Origin of the sequence: Streptomyces zaomyceticus (assembly GCF_014656215.1) — a bacterium.
Classification (GTDB): domain Bacteria; phylum Actinomycetota; class Actinomycetes; order Streptomycetales; family Streptomycetaceae; genus Streptomyces; species Streptomyces zaomyceticus.
This window is the reverse complement of sequence record NZ_BNBZ01000023.1, coordinates 38239-53070: the sequence shown is the minus strand read 5'-3', so window position 1 is coordinate 53070 and position 14832 is coordinate 38239. Positions and strand designations below refer to the sequence as shown.

General features: G+C 67.2%; 20 protein-coding genes, 1 tRNA gene and 1 pseudogene. 17 read left to right on the top strand and 5 right to left on the bottom strand.

Annotated features, from left to right (window positions below; all coding sequences use genetic code 11):
- Positions 1-182 precede the first annotated feature (182 nt).
- Positions 183-671 (bottom strand): hypothetical protein, encoded by a 489-nt coding sequence (locus tag IE311_RS36840; protein WP_229902166.1) that lies wholly within the window; start codon positions 669-671, stop codon positions 183-185.
- A gap of 748 nt (positions 672-1419) precedes the next feature.
- On the opposite strand from IE311_RS36840, the gene IE311_RS26150 reads away from it, so the two are divergent.
- A complete protein-coding gene (locus IE311_RS26150) occupies positions 1420-3006 on the top strand; it encodes an ImmA/IrrE family metallo-endopeptidase (protein ID WP_189834264.1) in 1587 nt (528 codons plus the stop codon).
- A gap of 277 nt (positions 3007-3283) precedes the next feature.
- Positions 3284-3406: pseudogene (locus IE311_RS37460) on the top strand (site-specific integrase); the annotation flags it as partial.
- Between the two features lie 91 nt (positions 3407-3497).
- Here the strand turns inward: IE311_RS37460 and IE311_RS26145 are convergent.
- A tRNA-OTHER gene (locus IE311_RS26145) sits at positions 3498-3587 on the bottom strand.
- 87 nt (positions 3588-3674) lie between these two features.
- On the bottom strand, positions 3675-4079 hold the full coding sequence (locus tag IE311_RS26140; RefSeq protein WP_189834263.1) for a hypothetical protein: 405 nt from the start codon (positions 4077-4079) through the stop codon (positions 3675-3677).
- A gap of 347 nt (positions 4080-4426) precedes the next feature.
- Between IE311_RS26140 and IE311_RS26135 the strand changes: the two genes are divergently transcribed.
- The gene (locus IE311_RS26135) at positions 4427-4732 is read left to right on the top strand and encodes a hypothetical protein (protein ID WP_229902165.1); all 306 of its coding nucleotides are present in this window, start codon (positions 4427-4429) and stop codon (positions 4730-4732) included.
- 649 nt (positions 4733-5381) lie between these two features.
- Positions 5382-5756: an ankyrin repeat domain-containing protein gene (locus tag IE311_RS26130; protein ID WP_229902164.1), complete on the top strand. Its 375-nt coding sequence runs from the start codon at positions 5382-5384 to the stop codon at positions 5754-5756.
- Here the strand turns inward: IE311_RS26130 and IE311_RS26125 are convergent.
- Both IE311_RS26125 and IE311_RS26120 read right to left on the bottom strand, forming a co-directional pair.
- Positions 5749-6429 carry a YdcF family protein gene (locus tag IE311_RS26125; protein ID WP_189834262.1) on the bottom strand — a complete coding sequence of 227 codons (681 nt, stop codon included), beginning with the start codon at positions 6427-6429 and terminating at the stop codon, positions 5749-5751. The two genes, IE311_RS26130 and IE311_RS26125, sit on opposite strands and share 8 nt — an antisense overlap.
- Positions 6426-7220, bottom strand: a complete 795-nt coding sequence (locus IE311_RS26120; RefSeq protein WP_189834261.1) for a GntR family transcriptional regulator — start codon at positions 7218-7220, stop codon at positions 6426-6428. Before IE311_RS26120 ends, IE311_RS26125 begins: the two co-directional genes overlap by 4 nt.
- Before the next feature lie 153 nt (positions 7221-7373).
- On the opposite strand from IE311_RS26120, the gene IE311_RS26115 reads away from it, so the two are divergent.
- The 13 genes from IE311_RS26115 (at position 7374) to IE311_RS26055 (ending at position 14732) form a co-directional block, all read left to right on the top strand.
- Complete coding sequence (locus IE311_RS26115; RefSeq protein WP_189834260.1) at positions 7374-7706, top strand: SCO3933 family regulatory protein; 333 nt, start codon at positions 7374-7376, stop codon at positions 7704-7706.
- 2 nt (positions 7707-7708) lie between these two features.
- Positions 7709-9058 (top strand): FtsK/SpoIIIE domain-containing protein, encoded by a 1350-nt coding sequence (locus tag IE311_RS26110; protein WP_189834259.1) that lies wholly within the window; start codon positions 7709-7711, stop codon positions 9056-9058.
- Between the two features lie 79 nt (positions 9059-9137).
- Complete coding sequence (locus tag IE311_RS26105; protein WP_189834258.1) at positions 9138-9803, top strand: DUF2637 domain-containing protein; 666 nt, start codon at positions 9138-9140, stop codon at positions 9801-9803.
- A 23-nt stretch (positions 9804-9826) separates the two neighbouring features.
- Entirely contained in the window at positions 9827-10003 is a 177-nt protein-coding gene (locus IE311_RS26100) for a hypothetical protein (RefSeq protein WP_189834257.1), read from the top strand.
- Between the two features lie 5 nt (positions 10004-10008).
- A complete protein-coding gene (locus IE311_RS26095; RefSeq protein ID WP_189834256.1) occupies positions 10009-10200 on the top strand; it encodes a mobile element transfer protein in 192 nt (63 codons plus the stop codon).
- 19 nt (positions 10201-10219) lie between these two features.
- Positions 10220-10375, top strand: a complete 156-nt coding sequence (locus tag IE311_RS26090; protein ID WP_189834255.1) for a hypothetical protein — start codon at positions 10220-10222, stop codon at positions 10373-10375.
- Between the two features lie 12 nt (positions 10376-10387).
- Positions 10388-10714 (top strand): SpdD-like protein, encoded by a 327-nt coding sequence (locus IE311_RS26085; RefSeq protein WP_189834254.1) that lies wholly within the window; start codon positions 10388-10390, stop codon positions 10712-10714.
- A gap of 1 nt (position 10715) precedes the next feature.
- Positions 10716-10946, top strand: coding sequence for a hypothetical protein (locus IE311_RS26080; protein ID WP_189834253.1), 231 nt, complete (start codon positions 10716-10718; stop codon positions 10944-10946).
- A 5-nt stretch (positions 10947-10951) separates the two neighbouring features.
- On the top strand, positions 10952-11500 hold the full coding sequence (locus tag IE311_RS26075; RefSeq protein ID WP_189834252.1) for a GGDEF domain-containing protein: 549 nt from the start codon (positions 10952-10954) through the stop codon (positions 11498-11500).
- 91 nt (positions 11501-11591) lie between these two features.
- Entirely contained in the window at positions 11592-11771 is a 180-nt protein-coding gene (locus IE311_RS26070; protein WP_189834334.1) for a hypothetical protein, read from the top strand.
- Positions 11772-11776: 5 nt separating this feature from the next.
- Positions 11777-13180 (top strand): replication initiator protein RepSA, encoded by a 1404-nt coding sequence (repSA, locus tag IE311_RS26065; protein WP_308439827.1) that lies wholly within the window; start codon positions 11777-11779, stop codon positions 13178-13180.
- 11 nt (positions 13181-13191) lie between these two features.
- Positions 13192-13362 carry a helix-turn-helix transcriptional regulator gene (locus IE311_RS26060; RefSeq protein WP_189834321.1) on the top strand — a complete coding sequence of 57 codons (171 nt, stop codon included), beginning with the start codon at positions 13192-13194 and terminating at the stop codon, positions 13360-13362.
- The gene (locus IE311_RS26055; RefSeq protein ID WP_189834251.1) at positions 13359-14732 is read left to right on the top strand and encodes a tyrosine-type recombinase/integrase; all 1374 of its coding nucleotides are present in this window, start codon (positions 13359-13361) and stop codon (positions 14730-14732) included. Before IE311_RS26060 ends, IE311_RS26055 begins: the two co-directional genes overlap by 4 nt.
- The last annotated feature ends 100 nt before the right edge of the window (positions 14733-14832 follow it).

The following is a 14832-nucleotide window of genomic DNA, read 5'->3' as shown; positions in this document are numbered from 1 at the left end:
CTGGTCAGCGCCTTGATCACGCTGTCCGAGCTGGAGTGCCCCCGGCAGGATTCGAACCTGCGCACACGGCTCCGGAGGGCGCGTGAGTCTCAGGTGTCTGCGCAGGTCAGCGGCCTACGAGTGGGTGGCCAGGCCCTGTCGGTCCACGAATAGGCCGCATCTCGCGACGGTGCTGTTGGGCCTCACCAGGTAGTGATGTGGGGACAGAGGACGCGCTGTTGGTACCCGCCGGACACGTCGGCCCCTACGGCCGCCCAGAACTCTTTGGAACTGCGGAGGTGCCCACCAAGGGTGTGCCAAGACAAGCCTTCGTGCTCGATGCGCAGCGCCGCGAGGCCGGCGGAGGCCAGACCGCACCGCTGGTACTCCGGCAGCGTGTACGGCTGCTCGACCCACCCGAGCTGACAGTCCTGGCAGACCAGGTAATCGACGCTGAACGCGACCTCGCCATCCAGATTGGCTGCACGCTCACGCCAGCCATGCCTCTCCCCAGAGGCGGTGTCCTGCCAAGGCGTGTCTAGCTCCGGCTCGCTCACCCATCCACGTCGCCGCCCGAACCGCCCGCGGCTCATCCGCTGCAGCACGTCGCGCCAACGCTCCCGCCCAGACGCCCGCCCCACCTCATGAGCCCGGCCGGCCAACTCCTGTGCTGCCTTCTGGTCGATGGTCATGACCCCCTCGTTCCCGCTTCGGACCCAGGGCGAGCATGCCCGTCACCAATGGGCGCCAGGACCCTGCTGGTGAGAGACACCCATGTTGTCTGCTGCCAACCCTGGGGGCGGGCGAACCAGTAGGTGGGGCCCGCTGACCTGCGACTTCCGGGATCACCCTCGTAGCGGCCCGTCACTATGGGTCGCCACCGGTCACCCTTGAGTCCCCTCACACGGACCACAGACGGCCCTGCACCCACCAGCCCAGGGCCTGGAGCTATCCGGTTCTACGCCGAGACCTGGCCATGCTGCGATCTGAAGCACATAGAGAGCCATGCGGGGCGAACTCTGCCGCCTCTTGCGACGCTCTGCCATGCTGGCCCTGGCGACTACTTGCAGGGGAGGGCGGAAGGAGTCAGATGGGTGATTCAACCGACGAGGGCCAGGCGGCAGAGGATCTTCCCCTTACCTACGAGCCCAACGCCAAGCACAAGCCGCTGCCTCAACCAGGTCGCCACGGCTCGATCTGCCCCAAAGGCGCCAATGGGCCTACGCTCCTGTCAACCAGTGACCTTGTCGGGAAGAAGCGGTACGCAACGGATGGCACTCTAGCCTTCTGTGCCCAGCAGCACAGCGTCGAGCGGAATCTGTGGCATGGATATCCCGTAACCTGGGAAGAGGTGCCGCCCAAACTTAGAGCAAAGTGGATTTCTGAGGATCTCGTGTCGGCACGAACGATACGCAGAGCGATGAAAAGGCGAAACTAGAGATGACGGTAAAATGGGAAAGGTTTAGCGGTAGTACCGACGCCTTCGCCATCCGCTTGGCATTCATTCCGGACCCCGATTCTGGTGCAGGCGCCGAACCAGACGAGAGTGAGTCTTGGGGGGCGCTCCAAATTTGGGTGGATGGCCAGAATCTCTGTGCGCACACCGACCAGGCTGAAACGCTGCAGAGTGCACATTGGTACCTGTTGTCGTTTCTTGAGTGGGTTGCCAACTCTTGGAATCCCTTGCTCCACGAGGAGAGGCTGCCAAACAGAAACGTAGGCCTTTCTGCCTCCATGTCCCTCGACGCGACCCGCCTACCTCCCAGCCTGGCGACAGACATGGAAGCGCTCGCTTGGGAGGAAGAATGGTACGAGTGGCGCGAGCGTCACTCTATTAGGTCTGCGCGGGATGGTGGACTGTTGCCTAGCGTCACTTTTCGGCGCCTTCGCGATTCCGTCGAGATCAGCTGGGATGACGAACCGCTTGCTGGCTCTGGCGATAGCTTCCGTTTCAATGCCACAGGCGGAGTAGCCATGCTGCCTCCGGCGGCTGTCGCAAAACCTCTATTTGAAGTCACATCTCAAGCTGCGGAATACCTTCTGGGGATTCGCCCAGAAAGCGCCAGGCTGCAGAAGCTGTCGTCTGTCCTGTCAGGACTTTCTGACGTGACGCAGGAAGAGGACAGACTCGGCTGGATGGCCGGGCTCCGCGCTGGCTGGCAAACGTGGCAGCACGAGGCGGCTGCAGGGCTTGGAGATCTGACCAAGCAGGCATGGCTGGGTGTTCGGCAGACCATTGAGCAGCTTCGGCCTGATGCCGCCCGCGCCGCCCTAGAAACAGACGGGCATGATCCACTGGTAATTTCGGGTTCTTGCCAGGCTGCACTTTTGTTCGGCAGCGTTGCCCCATCCGTCACCCAGCCGGATGTGCTAGCCCTTTCCCGAATGCTCGTTGATCAGTTCGATGAGTCCGGTGTTTCACATGAGCGGCTTGTTCACTCCTTCGAGAGCGCTCCCGTAGTCGACCACATCCCGGCTTGGGTGCAAGGGTATGAGCTGGCCGAATCTCTGCATGACGATCTCGAAGTTGAATTGTCGGGAGAGTTTGTGGATGTGGCGAGCTTCATCGATAGCTTGGGGATTGAGGTGAAATCCGCCACTCTTGAAGATGCAAGCATTAGGGCATGCAGCCTGATCGGGCCTCTCCATAAGCCGACGATTGCGCTCAATTCAAGCTACTTTGGCGGCCAGAAGGATGCCGTGCGGCGGTTCACGCTAGCGCACGAACTTTGCCACCTCCTGTACGATCGCTCAAGCGGACAGCGGCTGGCAATCGCGAGTGGCAATTGGGCGCCGGTGGCATTGGAGCGTCGAGCAAACGCGTTCGCGGCCATGTTCCTCATGCCGCCACACCTGTTGAGGCAGGCCATCGCTGATTCTCCGCACCCAATCACGGAGCGGGCTGGAATCGAGTTCCTGTGTCATCGACTCAAAGTCAATTTCACTGCCCTTGTCGAGCATCTATACAATCAGACATTCATGACAGAGCAAGAAAAGGAGCGGTTGCTTGGGCGATCGACGTCCTAAACCTGCTCCAACTGTCGGTGAAGGGGTTCGGTCGGTGGCCTGCTCGGGCTGGGGTCGAGCAGGATCAGGGAGCCATACGCCGGTTGGCAACTCGGTCAGCTCTTGAGCCTGACCGCAATGTGATCGAGTGGCCTTTGGTCTTGCTCGACGCGGTTCCCTGACCGGGGGAGGTGGTTAAAGCCGTGGTGCCGACAGCCCCAGCCACCGCGGAGTCCATCGCCCATCAACCCAAGCCGTCAGGCGGGGGCCGGCGGCCCCGACGACGGGCCGCACGCGCCGCGCCGAGATGGAGATTCTCGGGTACGGCCAGATCAGCATCACGATGGGCGCGTACACGCACGTCGTGCAGGACACGCAGCACGAGGTCATGAGCCACGTGGGCTGGCTGCTCGGGAGGCGGGTCGGTAGTCAGCGACCGCGGCCGTTGATGGCGGATCCAGATGTCACAAGGGGGCCACCTCCGGAGATTTCGAGGTGGTCCCCTTCTGAACTGGTGCCCCGGCAGGATTCGAACCTGCAACACCCGCTTTAGGAGAGCGGGAGGGCGGGCTGCGGCTGACCTGCGCAGATGTTGCGGGAGCTGATCAACAGCCCAGATCCCGTCAACGCCCTTCATTCCCCGTGGCTCCCCGCACGATCTGGCACGCGTGTGGCACGACGGTGAAGCTCTAGAACGTGGGCAACAGACCCCGCCGGGTCAGCTCCTCCTTGATCCAGATCTCACGCTGCTGATGGGCCCACAGATACTCATGGACCCGAGTTTCACTCTTGGCCTGCTTAGTCCGACCCGCCTGTTCGCCCAACATCTGCTGCACCTTGTCGCGCAGGTCCGCAAGCTTCTCCCGCGAAGGGTCATCGGCAGCGATACGGGCGTCAAAGGCGACGAGCGCTTCGCCCCACAGCTCCGCTGTGTGGACGTCCGCTCCCTCCATCTGCTCATGATGCCGAAGCTCGATCTTCAGCATCTCCATAGCCTTCTCGCGGCCCGCCTGAAGCACCGGGAGCAGAGCGAGGAGGGTAGAACTATCCAGTGCCGCATAGGCGACCTGCCAGTGGTCGTGAGTCTCTGCCATACCCGCACGCTAGCGACCTTCACGTCTGGCGATGAAGCAGTTGGCGAGATTCGAGCAACACGGCGTTAGCAGGTTCTTGGAATGCTCACGGGCACTCCTGGCTGGCCTCCACCCAGACCTAAACGGGCTTGAAAACCGTCGTGGCGCGAGTCACCGTGGGTTCAAGTCCCACACCCACCGCAGGTGAACGGCCCCTGACCAGCCGATTGGTCGGGGGCCATTCACGTGTCCGGACAGCGTGACAGTCCGATGTTCCCCGTGACTCCCCGCTGGATCGGGCACGCGAGGGGCACGGAGATGGTCAGGGCGGCTGCTGAGCCTCCCTGTCCTGCTGCTTTGATCAGAGCATGACCCACTCTGATGATCCGGCTGGCGACAAATCTGGGCGGATGAGCCGTCCCGTCGTTTTCGGCGGGGCTTCCGTTGCGTTCTGGTTCTGCTGCCCGTTCTGGATGCTCGTCTGGGCTCTGGCCCTGCCGCTCGGCCTCACGGGCCTCGTCCTGGGTGCTATCGAGTACCGCGCTGCCTCACGGCAGGGCGTCAGCCGTGCGCAGCCTCTGACCGGCCTGGCGCTCTCGTCGGTGGGTACGGCAGCGGCCGTTGCGTACATGCTCTTCGTGTTTACCCATCCAGACCTGCCAATCCAGGAGTAGGTCGACGTGGCTTCGGGGTGGAGCTGCCATGGTTTGTCGACCTTCGCCAGAGACTCGCCCTGGCTCTCATCCCGTCTACCGTCGATCTACATACCGTGGAGCGTGCACAGGTCCGGTGTTTAGACGACACGCTCATCGGCCACGGTGATACCGGTACCGACGCGGAGCGACCACGACGGCCTCTGCCACTTCGCGGCAGCAGCTGCTCCCCGCCCGCCCATCTCCGGTGGTTCGGTCGCCTCACGCTCTCGTCATCCGTGACGGCGGGGGTACGGCGCCTGGCCCTCCTCAGGCCCGGCAGTCGGCCGGCCGTGCGCAAGAGGCCACCCTCCCTCGCCGCTGGCCGTTTTTTGGTCGCCCGTCTTGGCCGCAGTCGGCAGCGCTCGTGGCTACGCGTGCCATGTGACGGTTGCCGTGCTTGACGGCCTGCTTTGGCTGCCCATCAACCCAAGCTGTCAGGCGTGCGGACGGCGGCCGGGCTGGAGCGGGGCGGCAGACAGGAGCGCAGGCCCGGGCGACGGGCCGCGCGCGCCGCGCCGTGCGCGGCGGGTGCCTTGATGAGGTAGAGAAATCTGTAACAGCTCCCTACAGCCCCTCGCTGTACCCGCTGGGCCGGTCATGATCGTGAGCTGTCCGGCATCATGCCGTGGTGAACATACTTGAGATCGAGCCTTGGACACCCGCTCACCAAGCCGTGGAATCGAGCGACCACGCCACGCTCACGCGTCTCCTGGATGAGGGAACTGATGTGAACGAGGTCTGTGGGGGGATGACCTTGCTGATGCACGCCATCGAGCTGGAAGGGGACTCGGCGCTTCAGTCGGGTCGGCCGATCGACAGCGCTCTGACCGCGATCGTCCTTGCCTACGGTGGCGACCCTGCTGCAACGCTCGAAGACAGGCCCAGCGCATACGAGCTTGCCCGGCGCTACAACCACGACATGGCGATCCGGCTGCTCCACCGGTTCACTGCACAACATGACCGAGCCACGAAGCCCGCGGATGGGCCCGGCTCTCCTAGTTAGTGCTCGTTAGGATCCGCCCGCCGGCATCTCTGAGGAGACGGCTTGTGAATCCGCCTCGGCACAGCCGCGCGTACGAGGCGAGCACCTCGGGGCCCACCGTCTGGCTGATCATGAAGCCCTGCTCTGGGTAGATCAGCAGTCGCTGGAGAGCGCCTACGAGCATGTCGATGACCATGCGGGCGTCGCCGATCGAGTCAACGTAGTCCTGGAGCGTCAGAGGACTTGAAGCGCTGACAATCTCGACTTCGAGCCACAGCTTGCGTGCCGTGGCGTACGCCCGTCGCTCCTCGTAGGGCTTGCTGATCAGCAGGACTGAGGACACCTCTATGCCGCCCTCGGCCAGGAGGTCCCGCGAGAAGCGGATGTTCTCGCCGGTGTTGCGGGCCCGTGGCTCCACGATCACCGCCGATGCGGGAACGCCCAGCTCGATCGCGCGCTCCCGGTAGTGCACGGCCTCGCCGCGGGGCATGCGTTCCCGGGTCGTCGGGCTGGTCGCCCCGGTGAACATGATGAGTGGGGCCATGCCGCGCTTGTACAGGTCGACTGCGGCGTCGGCCACGCCCAGATCGTGGCTGCCGAGTCCGATTGCCACTGAGCAAGGCCGGGGCGTATGGCCCATCTGGTGGTAGTCCCACAGACGTTGCGTGTCGGCCCAGTCCTGAGTAGAGATCACTGCTGGCTGTTCCTGTTCTTCGCCGAGTCCGGGACCTTGAAGTCGTACTCCCACGCGAAGCGGGAAGCCGCATGTACTCCGATGGCGAATTCGACCACTGTGCCGTCAGCCGTGTACGTCGTCCTGTGTAGCTCGACCACGGGTTCGCCCGGCGGGAGCTGGAGGAGCTTTGTCTCGTCTGCTGTCGGGGTGCGGGCGAAGAGCGACTCCTTCATGTGGTCGATCTCGTAACCCGCGTCGTACAGGACTCGGTAGCCGCCGCCTCGGCCGGCCGGACCGGGGGTGGGATCGATCAGGCGGGTGCCCTCGACGTGCTCGGGGCGGTAGTAGCTGGTCAGGGTGTGCGTCGGCTGGTCGCCTTCCTTCACCAGTCGGGCTCGGGCATAAACCGGAGCTCCGCTCTCCAACCCATGGGCAGTCGCTACCGCTGCGGGGGCGTCAACAAGGCTGACCGTCTGGGTCTGTTCGTTGCGGCGGTACGTCCGTCCGGATGCCACGCGATCCGCGATGAACGCCACCTCGTCGCCGTCACGCCACTTCGCCTTGTCATACCGGGCAATGCCGAGTCGCTTGAGAGGCACCTGCTGGCGCACGACAGTCCCGTGGCCCCGCGTGGAGGTGACAAGGCCCTCCGCTTCCAGAGCCTTGTACGCGGCATGAACGGTGGCCTTGGAGCCTTCGCCTGCCTCGACCTGCGCTCTGATCTGCGGCAATGACTGGCCCGCCTTGTACTCACCCCTCCTGATCTGCTCGGCCAGCTTGTCCGCCAGCTCCCGCCACTTGGGCGCCATCACGTACCCCTCTCGACAGGAACAAGTCAAACACAGTCCTAGGACTGTTGACAGTCCTAGGACTACGGGCCACTATCTACTCAATCGCTCGCAGTCCTAGGACAGCGAGCCGGCGGTTCCAGTTCGGGCTGCCCAACAACGTAGGGAGTGCTGATGCCGTCCTTCAAGATCGACACGTCGACCGCTGTGGTGTTCGTGGCCACGGCTCCCGCGCCGAAGCTCGTGAGCAAGCAGACCGGTGAGCGCGCCATGGACCGGGAGACCGGTGCGGGGCTGTCCACGGTGGGTCTGCTGATCTCGGACGAGGGGGAGGGCAACCTCTACCAGGTGACCGTTCCGGAGACCGGTCTCCCCGACGGGCTCGCGCCGGGCATGCCGGTGTCGGTAATCGGCCTCAAGGCCCGGGACTGGGAGAACACGTTCAACGGGCAGACCCGTCACGGCATCTCGTTCCGCGCGGTCGCGGTCACCCCGATGGGGTCCTGACCATGACCGACGTCGCGACGTTATGGGAGGTCGGCCTCCCGCTCGCCGGAACCGCCGGCGGTCTCGGCTACGCGAAGGTCCGGGCGCCGCGGGTGTTCTGGTCGCTGGTGGGTCTGCCGGTGGCCCGGGTCCGGTTCGCGGTGACGTATCGCTCCACGATGGACGTGTGCGGGCTGACGGTTCAGCCGTCGCGTCTGCGGGCGTTCGTGGTCCGCAACGTGGCCCGCCGCGCGGATGTCCAGCCGGTGCCACCGAAGGTCCGCCGGGTGCGGGGTTCCTCGACCGGCATGCGGGTCACCCTCCGCCTCCCGGCCGGTCTGGAGCCCTCCGACGTGATCGCGGCCTCCGAGCGGCTGCGGCACGCCTGGGGCGTCCACTCCGTCAACGTGGCGGAAGTGAAGCCGGGGTTCGTGGAGCTGCGGATGACCGGCTACGACGTCCTGCGCCGGGTGAAGATGCCCCGCCCCGCCTCTTCCGGTCCCATGACGGTTCCGGTTGCTCTGCGGGAGGACGGCACCGCGTTCGTCCGCGACTACCTGAAGGTCCCGCACGCGCTGACGCTCGGCGCGAACCAGTCGGGCAAGTCGATGTATCAGCGCAACCTGATCGCCGGGCTCGCCCGGCTCCGGGTCGCCCTGGTCGGGATCGACTGCAAGCGGGGCGTCGAACAGCAGCGATACGCGCCCCGCCTGTCCGCGCTCGCCATCACACCCGAGGAAGCATCCGGTCTCCTGGACGCGCTTGTGGACGAGATGGAAGACCGGTTCGACCTGCTGAGCGAGCACGGCGCCGCGGATGTGTGGGAACTGCCCGACGCCGTCCGCCCGGTGCCGGTCGTGCTGCTCGTGGACGAGGTCGCGGAACTGTTCCTCGTGGCGACCAAGAAGGACGAGGAACGCCGGGACCGGATGGTCACCCAGCTGATCCGCCTCGGGCAGATGGCCCGCGCCGCCGGCATCTTCCTCGAAGTCTGCGGGCAGCGCTTCGGCTCCGACCTCGGCAAGGGCGCCACCGCCCTGCGCGCCCAGCTCACCGGACGCGTGGTGCACCGCGTCAACGACAAGCAGACCGCCGAAATGGGCCTCGCCGACATCGCCCCCGACGCCGTCGTGGCCGTGACCTCGATCCCGCCCGACCTGCCCGGCCTCGCCGTGGCCGGAGACACCTCCGGCGGCTGGTCCCGCATCCGCACCCCCGAACTGAGCACGGCCGACGCCGCTGCCATCTGCGCCGAGTGCGCCCACCTCACTCCGGACGTTCCGTGCCTCGCCCCCTTCCGGCCGGTGGTCCCCACCGCCGCCGGGGCTCCTGGGCCTGTCCCACTGCTGAAGCCGATTCCGGCGACCACCTAGCTGCCACCTCTCTCTTCGGTCGGCGTGACCGTCTCACGCCAGGTCCCTACCCGACCTATGCCCGAAAGGAGGTGACCTCGTGTTCCGTACCCTCCGCCTCGACGCCGTCCTCATCCAGGCCGTCATCGCCGGTGCCCTGTCCTTCGCCCACCTGCACGACCTGGCAGCCGCGGCAGGACAGGACGGCTGGAAGGCGTGGGCTTACCCGGTCAGCGTCGACCTGCTCCTCGTCGCCGCCTGGCGCCGGATGCGCAATCACGGCAGCAGCCGTGACGCCTGGCTCTGGTTCGCCATCGCCCTGATCGCATCGCTCGGTGCCAACGTCGCCACCGCCGGACTCCTCGACATGAGCGACGTCCCTGACTGGCTGCGCATCCTCGTCGCAGGGTGGCCCGCCCTCGCCTTCCTCGGCGGCACCCTCCTCGCCCATGCTCCTACCCCGGCGCCAAAGCCCGAGCCCCTGGACGAGCCTGATCCCGAACCCACGTCGGAACTCACAGTGGAACGCGTCCCGGAACCGGCCCCCGAACTTCCGCCGGCCGAACCCACACCTCAGGAAGTGCTCCCGGAGCCCGCTTCCGCGACGTCGGCCGCGTCCGTGCCGCCCGCGCTGCTCGACCACGCCCGGAAGATCGCGGACGCCCATCACACACAGACCGGTGCCCCGATCGACGCGGCCACCCTCCGCGCCCGCCTCGGCGTCCCGGCACCGCTGGCCGACTCGATCGCTGTCCAGCTCACCTGACCCCCTCTGAGAGGAAGCCACTCATGCGCCCGTCCATCCGCTGCGCTCTGGAGCGCTCGGCCGAACTCACCCGCAGCAACCGGTTTGTGGATGCCGTCGCCATCGCGGAAGCGGCGTTCAACCAGGCCACCGACGACGAACTCTCCGAGATCCGGCAGTGGCTCAGCGACCACACCGACGACTTCGTCAAGGAGGGCTGACCGCCATGCCGCGGCCGAACCGCTTCCACCACGTGATCCGCATCGGCCCGGTCCAGGTCGGCACCCACTACGACGGCCGGGGCCGGACCAAGCACACCGCCGTGTGCACCGCCCCGCGCTGCGACTTCTCCGCCGACTACAACACCCGTGCCGCCGCCGAACTCGCCGCCCGCACCCACCGCTGCACCGCCCGCTGACCCTCAAGGAGAACGCGTCATGGACGTCCCGCTCTGGCTCGCCCTGATCGTCGTCGGCGGCCTCGGCATCAAGCTCATCCGCCCGCCCTGGTGGCTCGTTGCCGTCCTCCTCCTCGGCGGCTACCTCCTTGCCGACAGCCTCCTCACCCCGCTCATCGACCCGATCACCAAGTAGGGAGACCCAGTCATGCTCCAGCCCCGCATCCCGGTCAACCCGCTCCCGACCGGCATCGTCACCCCGCTCCTCCAGCCCACCGCCCCCACGACCGCCGTCGAGCCGACGCCCGGCGGGCACGCCCCCGCCCCCGCCCCGGTGCCGGTCACCTCGCCCCGGACCACGGTTCAGCTCACCTCGGGCCGCGCGCTCGCCCTTGCCGCCGGCGGTGGCGCCGTCGTCCTGGTCGTCGGCGCCGTCCTGGTCTCCATGCTCCTCGCCGTCGCCATCACCGGCGTCTCCGTCTCCGTGTGCGCCGTCGTCCTCAAGTCCCTGATGAACCAGGAAAGGAAGCACTGACATGGGCCTGTTCAGCCGCAAGTCCAACGACACCCCGGCCAACCCGCAGATGGCGGAACTGGGCCGCGAGTACGCCATCGCCAAGCGCCACGGCGACCGCAAGACCGTCGGCCGCATCACCCGCCAGCTCGGCACCACCCCCGTCAGCGACGCCGACAGGGCCTCGTTCCAGCAGGGCCGCGACGCCTACGACGCCATCCCGCCCATCCGCAACCGCCGCAAGGGACGGTGACCCCCGTGGACACGCAGACGATTGCCGCCGCGGGCTTACCGGCCCTCGGGTGGGCCCTGCATGGAGGACTGCTCTGGCGCCGCCTGGCCACCGCCCGCCGCGACCCCCTGACCGGCCTCCACACCCGTGCCGGATGGACCACCCGCGCCGAACACCTCCTGGCCAAGCACGCGAACGCGCTCGTGCTCCTGGTCGACCTGGACGACTTCAAGGCCACCAACGACACCCACGGCCACGCCGCCGGAGACGCGGTCCTCACCGAAACCGCTCGGCGTCTGAGCGACTGGTACGGACGTCACGGCATTGCCGCCCGCCTCGGCGGAGACGAGTTTGCTGCCATCGTCACCGACCCCGGCCACACCGCCGGCCTCTTCGCCCTCCACGCCGCCCTGGACCAGCCGGTCACCCACAACGGCCGGGTCCTGCCGGTCTCCGCGTCGGTCGGCCACTGCCACCGCGACCGCCTGCCGGTGCCGGTCCTCACCGACGCCCTCTCGGCCGCCGACGCGGCGATGTACGCGGCCAAGGGCCACGGCAGGCGCAACACACGCTAAGCGGCCCCCGGGACGGCCTCGGTCGCCAAACTTCCGCCGCCCCGGGCGCCTGAACCCATCCCAGATCCAACGGACCCGAAAGGGACAGCTCATGATGCCCCAGACCTCGACCCCGCGCGTCTGCCGCGACTGCGACGGCTTCGCCACCGCCACCATCACCACCGGCCTCCCCACCGCCGACGGCACCCGGGACACCATCCCCGTCCACTGCCCCACCTGCCGGGGCCTCGGCCGCACCTTCCCCGCCGCCCTCACCCGCGCCGGGAAGTGACCACCTTGACCCACGCCGCCCTCCAGGCGGGCCTGGACCCGGCCACCCTGAGCGACCTGCTCCGGATGGCCGGGTCTCCCGGCTTCGACCGCCTCACCGAACAACTCCGACGCACCGGCGGCTGCACCGCCCCCATCCGCCTCACCGGCGGCACCAAAACCCTCGACCCCGCCACCAAGACCGTCCTCCACGCCTACAACACCGACGCCGAACCGGGCGGCGTCCTGCGCGTCGCCTGCGGCAACCGCCGGGCCTCCCGCTGCCCCTCCTGCGCCTGGACCTACGCCGGAGACACCTACCACCTCATCCGCGCCGGCCTCATCGGTAACCCCGACAAGGGCACCCCCGACACGATCCGCGACCACCCGCGTGTCTTTGCCACCCTCACCGCCCCGTCCTTCGGCCCCGTCCACAACCGGCCCGGCACCCGCTCCTGCCGCTGCGGCACCCGCCACATCGAGGTCGCCCCGGAACTGGGCACCCCGCTCCACCCCGACACCTACGACTACGCGGCCGCCGTCCTCTGGAACAACCACGCCTCCGAGCTGTGGCGGTACTTCACGATCTACCTCCGCCGCGAGATCGCCGCCCGCGCCGGTCTCACCCAGAAAGCAGCCCGCGAACAGTCCCGCGTCTCCTTCGGCAAAGTCGCCGAGTACCAGAAACGCGGCGCCGTCCACTTCCACGCCGTCATCCGCTTCGACGGCCCCCGGGGCCCCCACACCCCGCCCCCGGCCTGGGCCGCCCTCGACCTCCTCACCGACGCCATCCACGCCGCCGCCGCCCGCGTCCAGGTCGTCGTCCCCGCCGCCCCCGCGCACGGCGTCGGCCAGGACCTGACGCTCACCTGGGGCACCCAGCTCGACGTCCAGCCCATCGGCGCCTTCGGCCAGGGCGAAGAGCTCACCGAGCAGGCCGTCGCCGCCTACGTCGCCAAGTACGCCACCAAAGCCGCCGAAACGACCGGCGCCGTCGACCAACGCGTCGGCAACAAGGAAGCCCTGATCCTCCTCGACGTCCCCGACCACCCCCGGCGCCTGATGGAAGCCTGCATGGACCTCGACGCCGCATACCCCGACCGGCGCCTCCGCGCCTGGGCCCACATGCTCGGCTTCCGCGGCCACTTCTCCACCAAATCCCGCGCCTACTCCACCACCCTCGGCGCCTTACGCCAGGTCCGCGCCGACTACCGCGCCGCCCAGCAACGCACCGCCCTCGGCCTCCCCGACCCCGACGAACACCCCGAGTCCACCGTCCTCGTCGTCGCCCACTGGGCCTACGCCGGCCACGGCGCCACCCCCGGCGAATCCTGGCTCGCCGCCAACATCCGCCGCGACATCCAGCACAACCGCGAACACGCACGCGAACTCCGCGCCGAACTCGAAGCCCAAGGGGATGAACTGCTGTGAAGGACGAGCTGATGACCGTGCCACAGATCCTCGCTGCCCTGGGCGGGGTGTCGCGGCGCACTTTTTACCGCTGGCGGGAGTTGGGGCATGGGCCGACCGCGTTCAAGCTTCCCAACGGAGAGCTTCGAGTGTGGCGGAGTGACTTCGACACCTGGCTCCGCGGACTGGAGACGGCTGCGTGAAGTCTCTCGATGTGAAGGTCTGGAGCGTCCGTAAGCGGGATACCAAGACGCCTTCGTACGGTGTCCGCTGGTCCGTGGCGGGCAACGCCTTCTCGGAGTCATTCCGTACCAAAGCGCTCGCCGATCATTACCGCACGAAGCTCATGCGAGCGATGCGGGACGGCGAAGAGTTCGATACCGAGTCCGGTCTCCCTGCCTCGATGGAGGAGAAGAAGTCGGCTGTGTCTTGGTACGACTTCGCCCTCAGGTACCTCGCGATGAAATGGCCTCATGCCGCCCCCAATACGCGAGACGGCATCAACGAATCGCTCACCAGCGTGACGGTGGAACTCCTTGAGAACCGCCCCGGGCGGCCGGCCGACGAGTCGATCCGTAGAGCGCTGCGCAACTGGGCCTTTGTTCTTCCGCGGCCTGGCGAGCGAGAGGTGCCGGACGAGGTGATGAACGTCCTTCACTGGGTGTCCAAGGCCTCTCGGCCGCTCGGTGATCTCGCCGAGCCTGCGACGGCCCGTGCGGTGCTCGACGCTCTGAAGCTCAAGCTCGACGGCACTGCGGCCGCTGCGGAAACCGTGCGGCGTAAGCGGCGGACCCTCGTGAATGCTGCGAACTACGCGGTGGACCTGGGGGAGCTGCGGGAGAACCCGATCACGGCTGTTCGCTGGCAGAAGCCGAAGGTGTCCAGCCAGGTCGACCCCCGCGTCGTCGTCAACCCGGAGCAGGCTCGCAACCTCCTGACGGCCGTTTCCTACGTCGGTGGATATCGGCGCGCTCGCGGTCGTCGACTCGTCGGCTTCTTCGCCGCGATGTATTTCGGTGGCCTTCGCCCGGCAGAAGCCGTTGGCCTGGTCGAGACGGACCTCACCCTTCCCGAGAAGGGCTGGGGCTCGGCACTCCTGCATCGGACTCGGCCGTCAGCCGGTAAGCAGTGGACTGATTCGGGGGAGACCCACGACGACCGCGGGCTGAAGAACCGACCGGCCGAGGATGTTCGGCGTGTACCCGTCCCGCCGCACCTGGTTGCCGTTCTCCGTGAGCACCTGAACACCTTCGGCACGGCGGACGACGGACGCCTGTTCTTCAGCGAGAAGGGCTCGGTGGTTCCGTCTTCGACCTACTACCGCGTGTGGCAGGAGGCTCGGCTTCTCGGGCTCCCGCCGGCCGCAGCTGCCTCGCCGCTCGCGAGTCGGCCCTACGACCTCCGCCACTCGGCGCTGTCGACATGGCTCAATGCCGGTGTCGATCCGACCGAGGTGGCCGAGCGGGCCGGTAACAGCGTGGAGGTTCTGCTGACCCGCTACGCGAAGTGCCTCGACGGGCGCCATGACGTCGCCAACCGGCGCATCGAGGACCTGCTCCGCGAGTACGAGTGACGGCACCTGACCCGTTCATGGCCCCTTGGCACCCTGCCCGGGGGCCTTGTCGTTTTGCCCTTGCCACCTGGGGTGTTGCCCCCAAGATCCCGTCCACGCC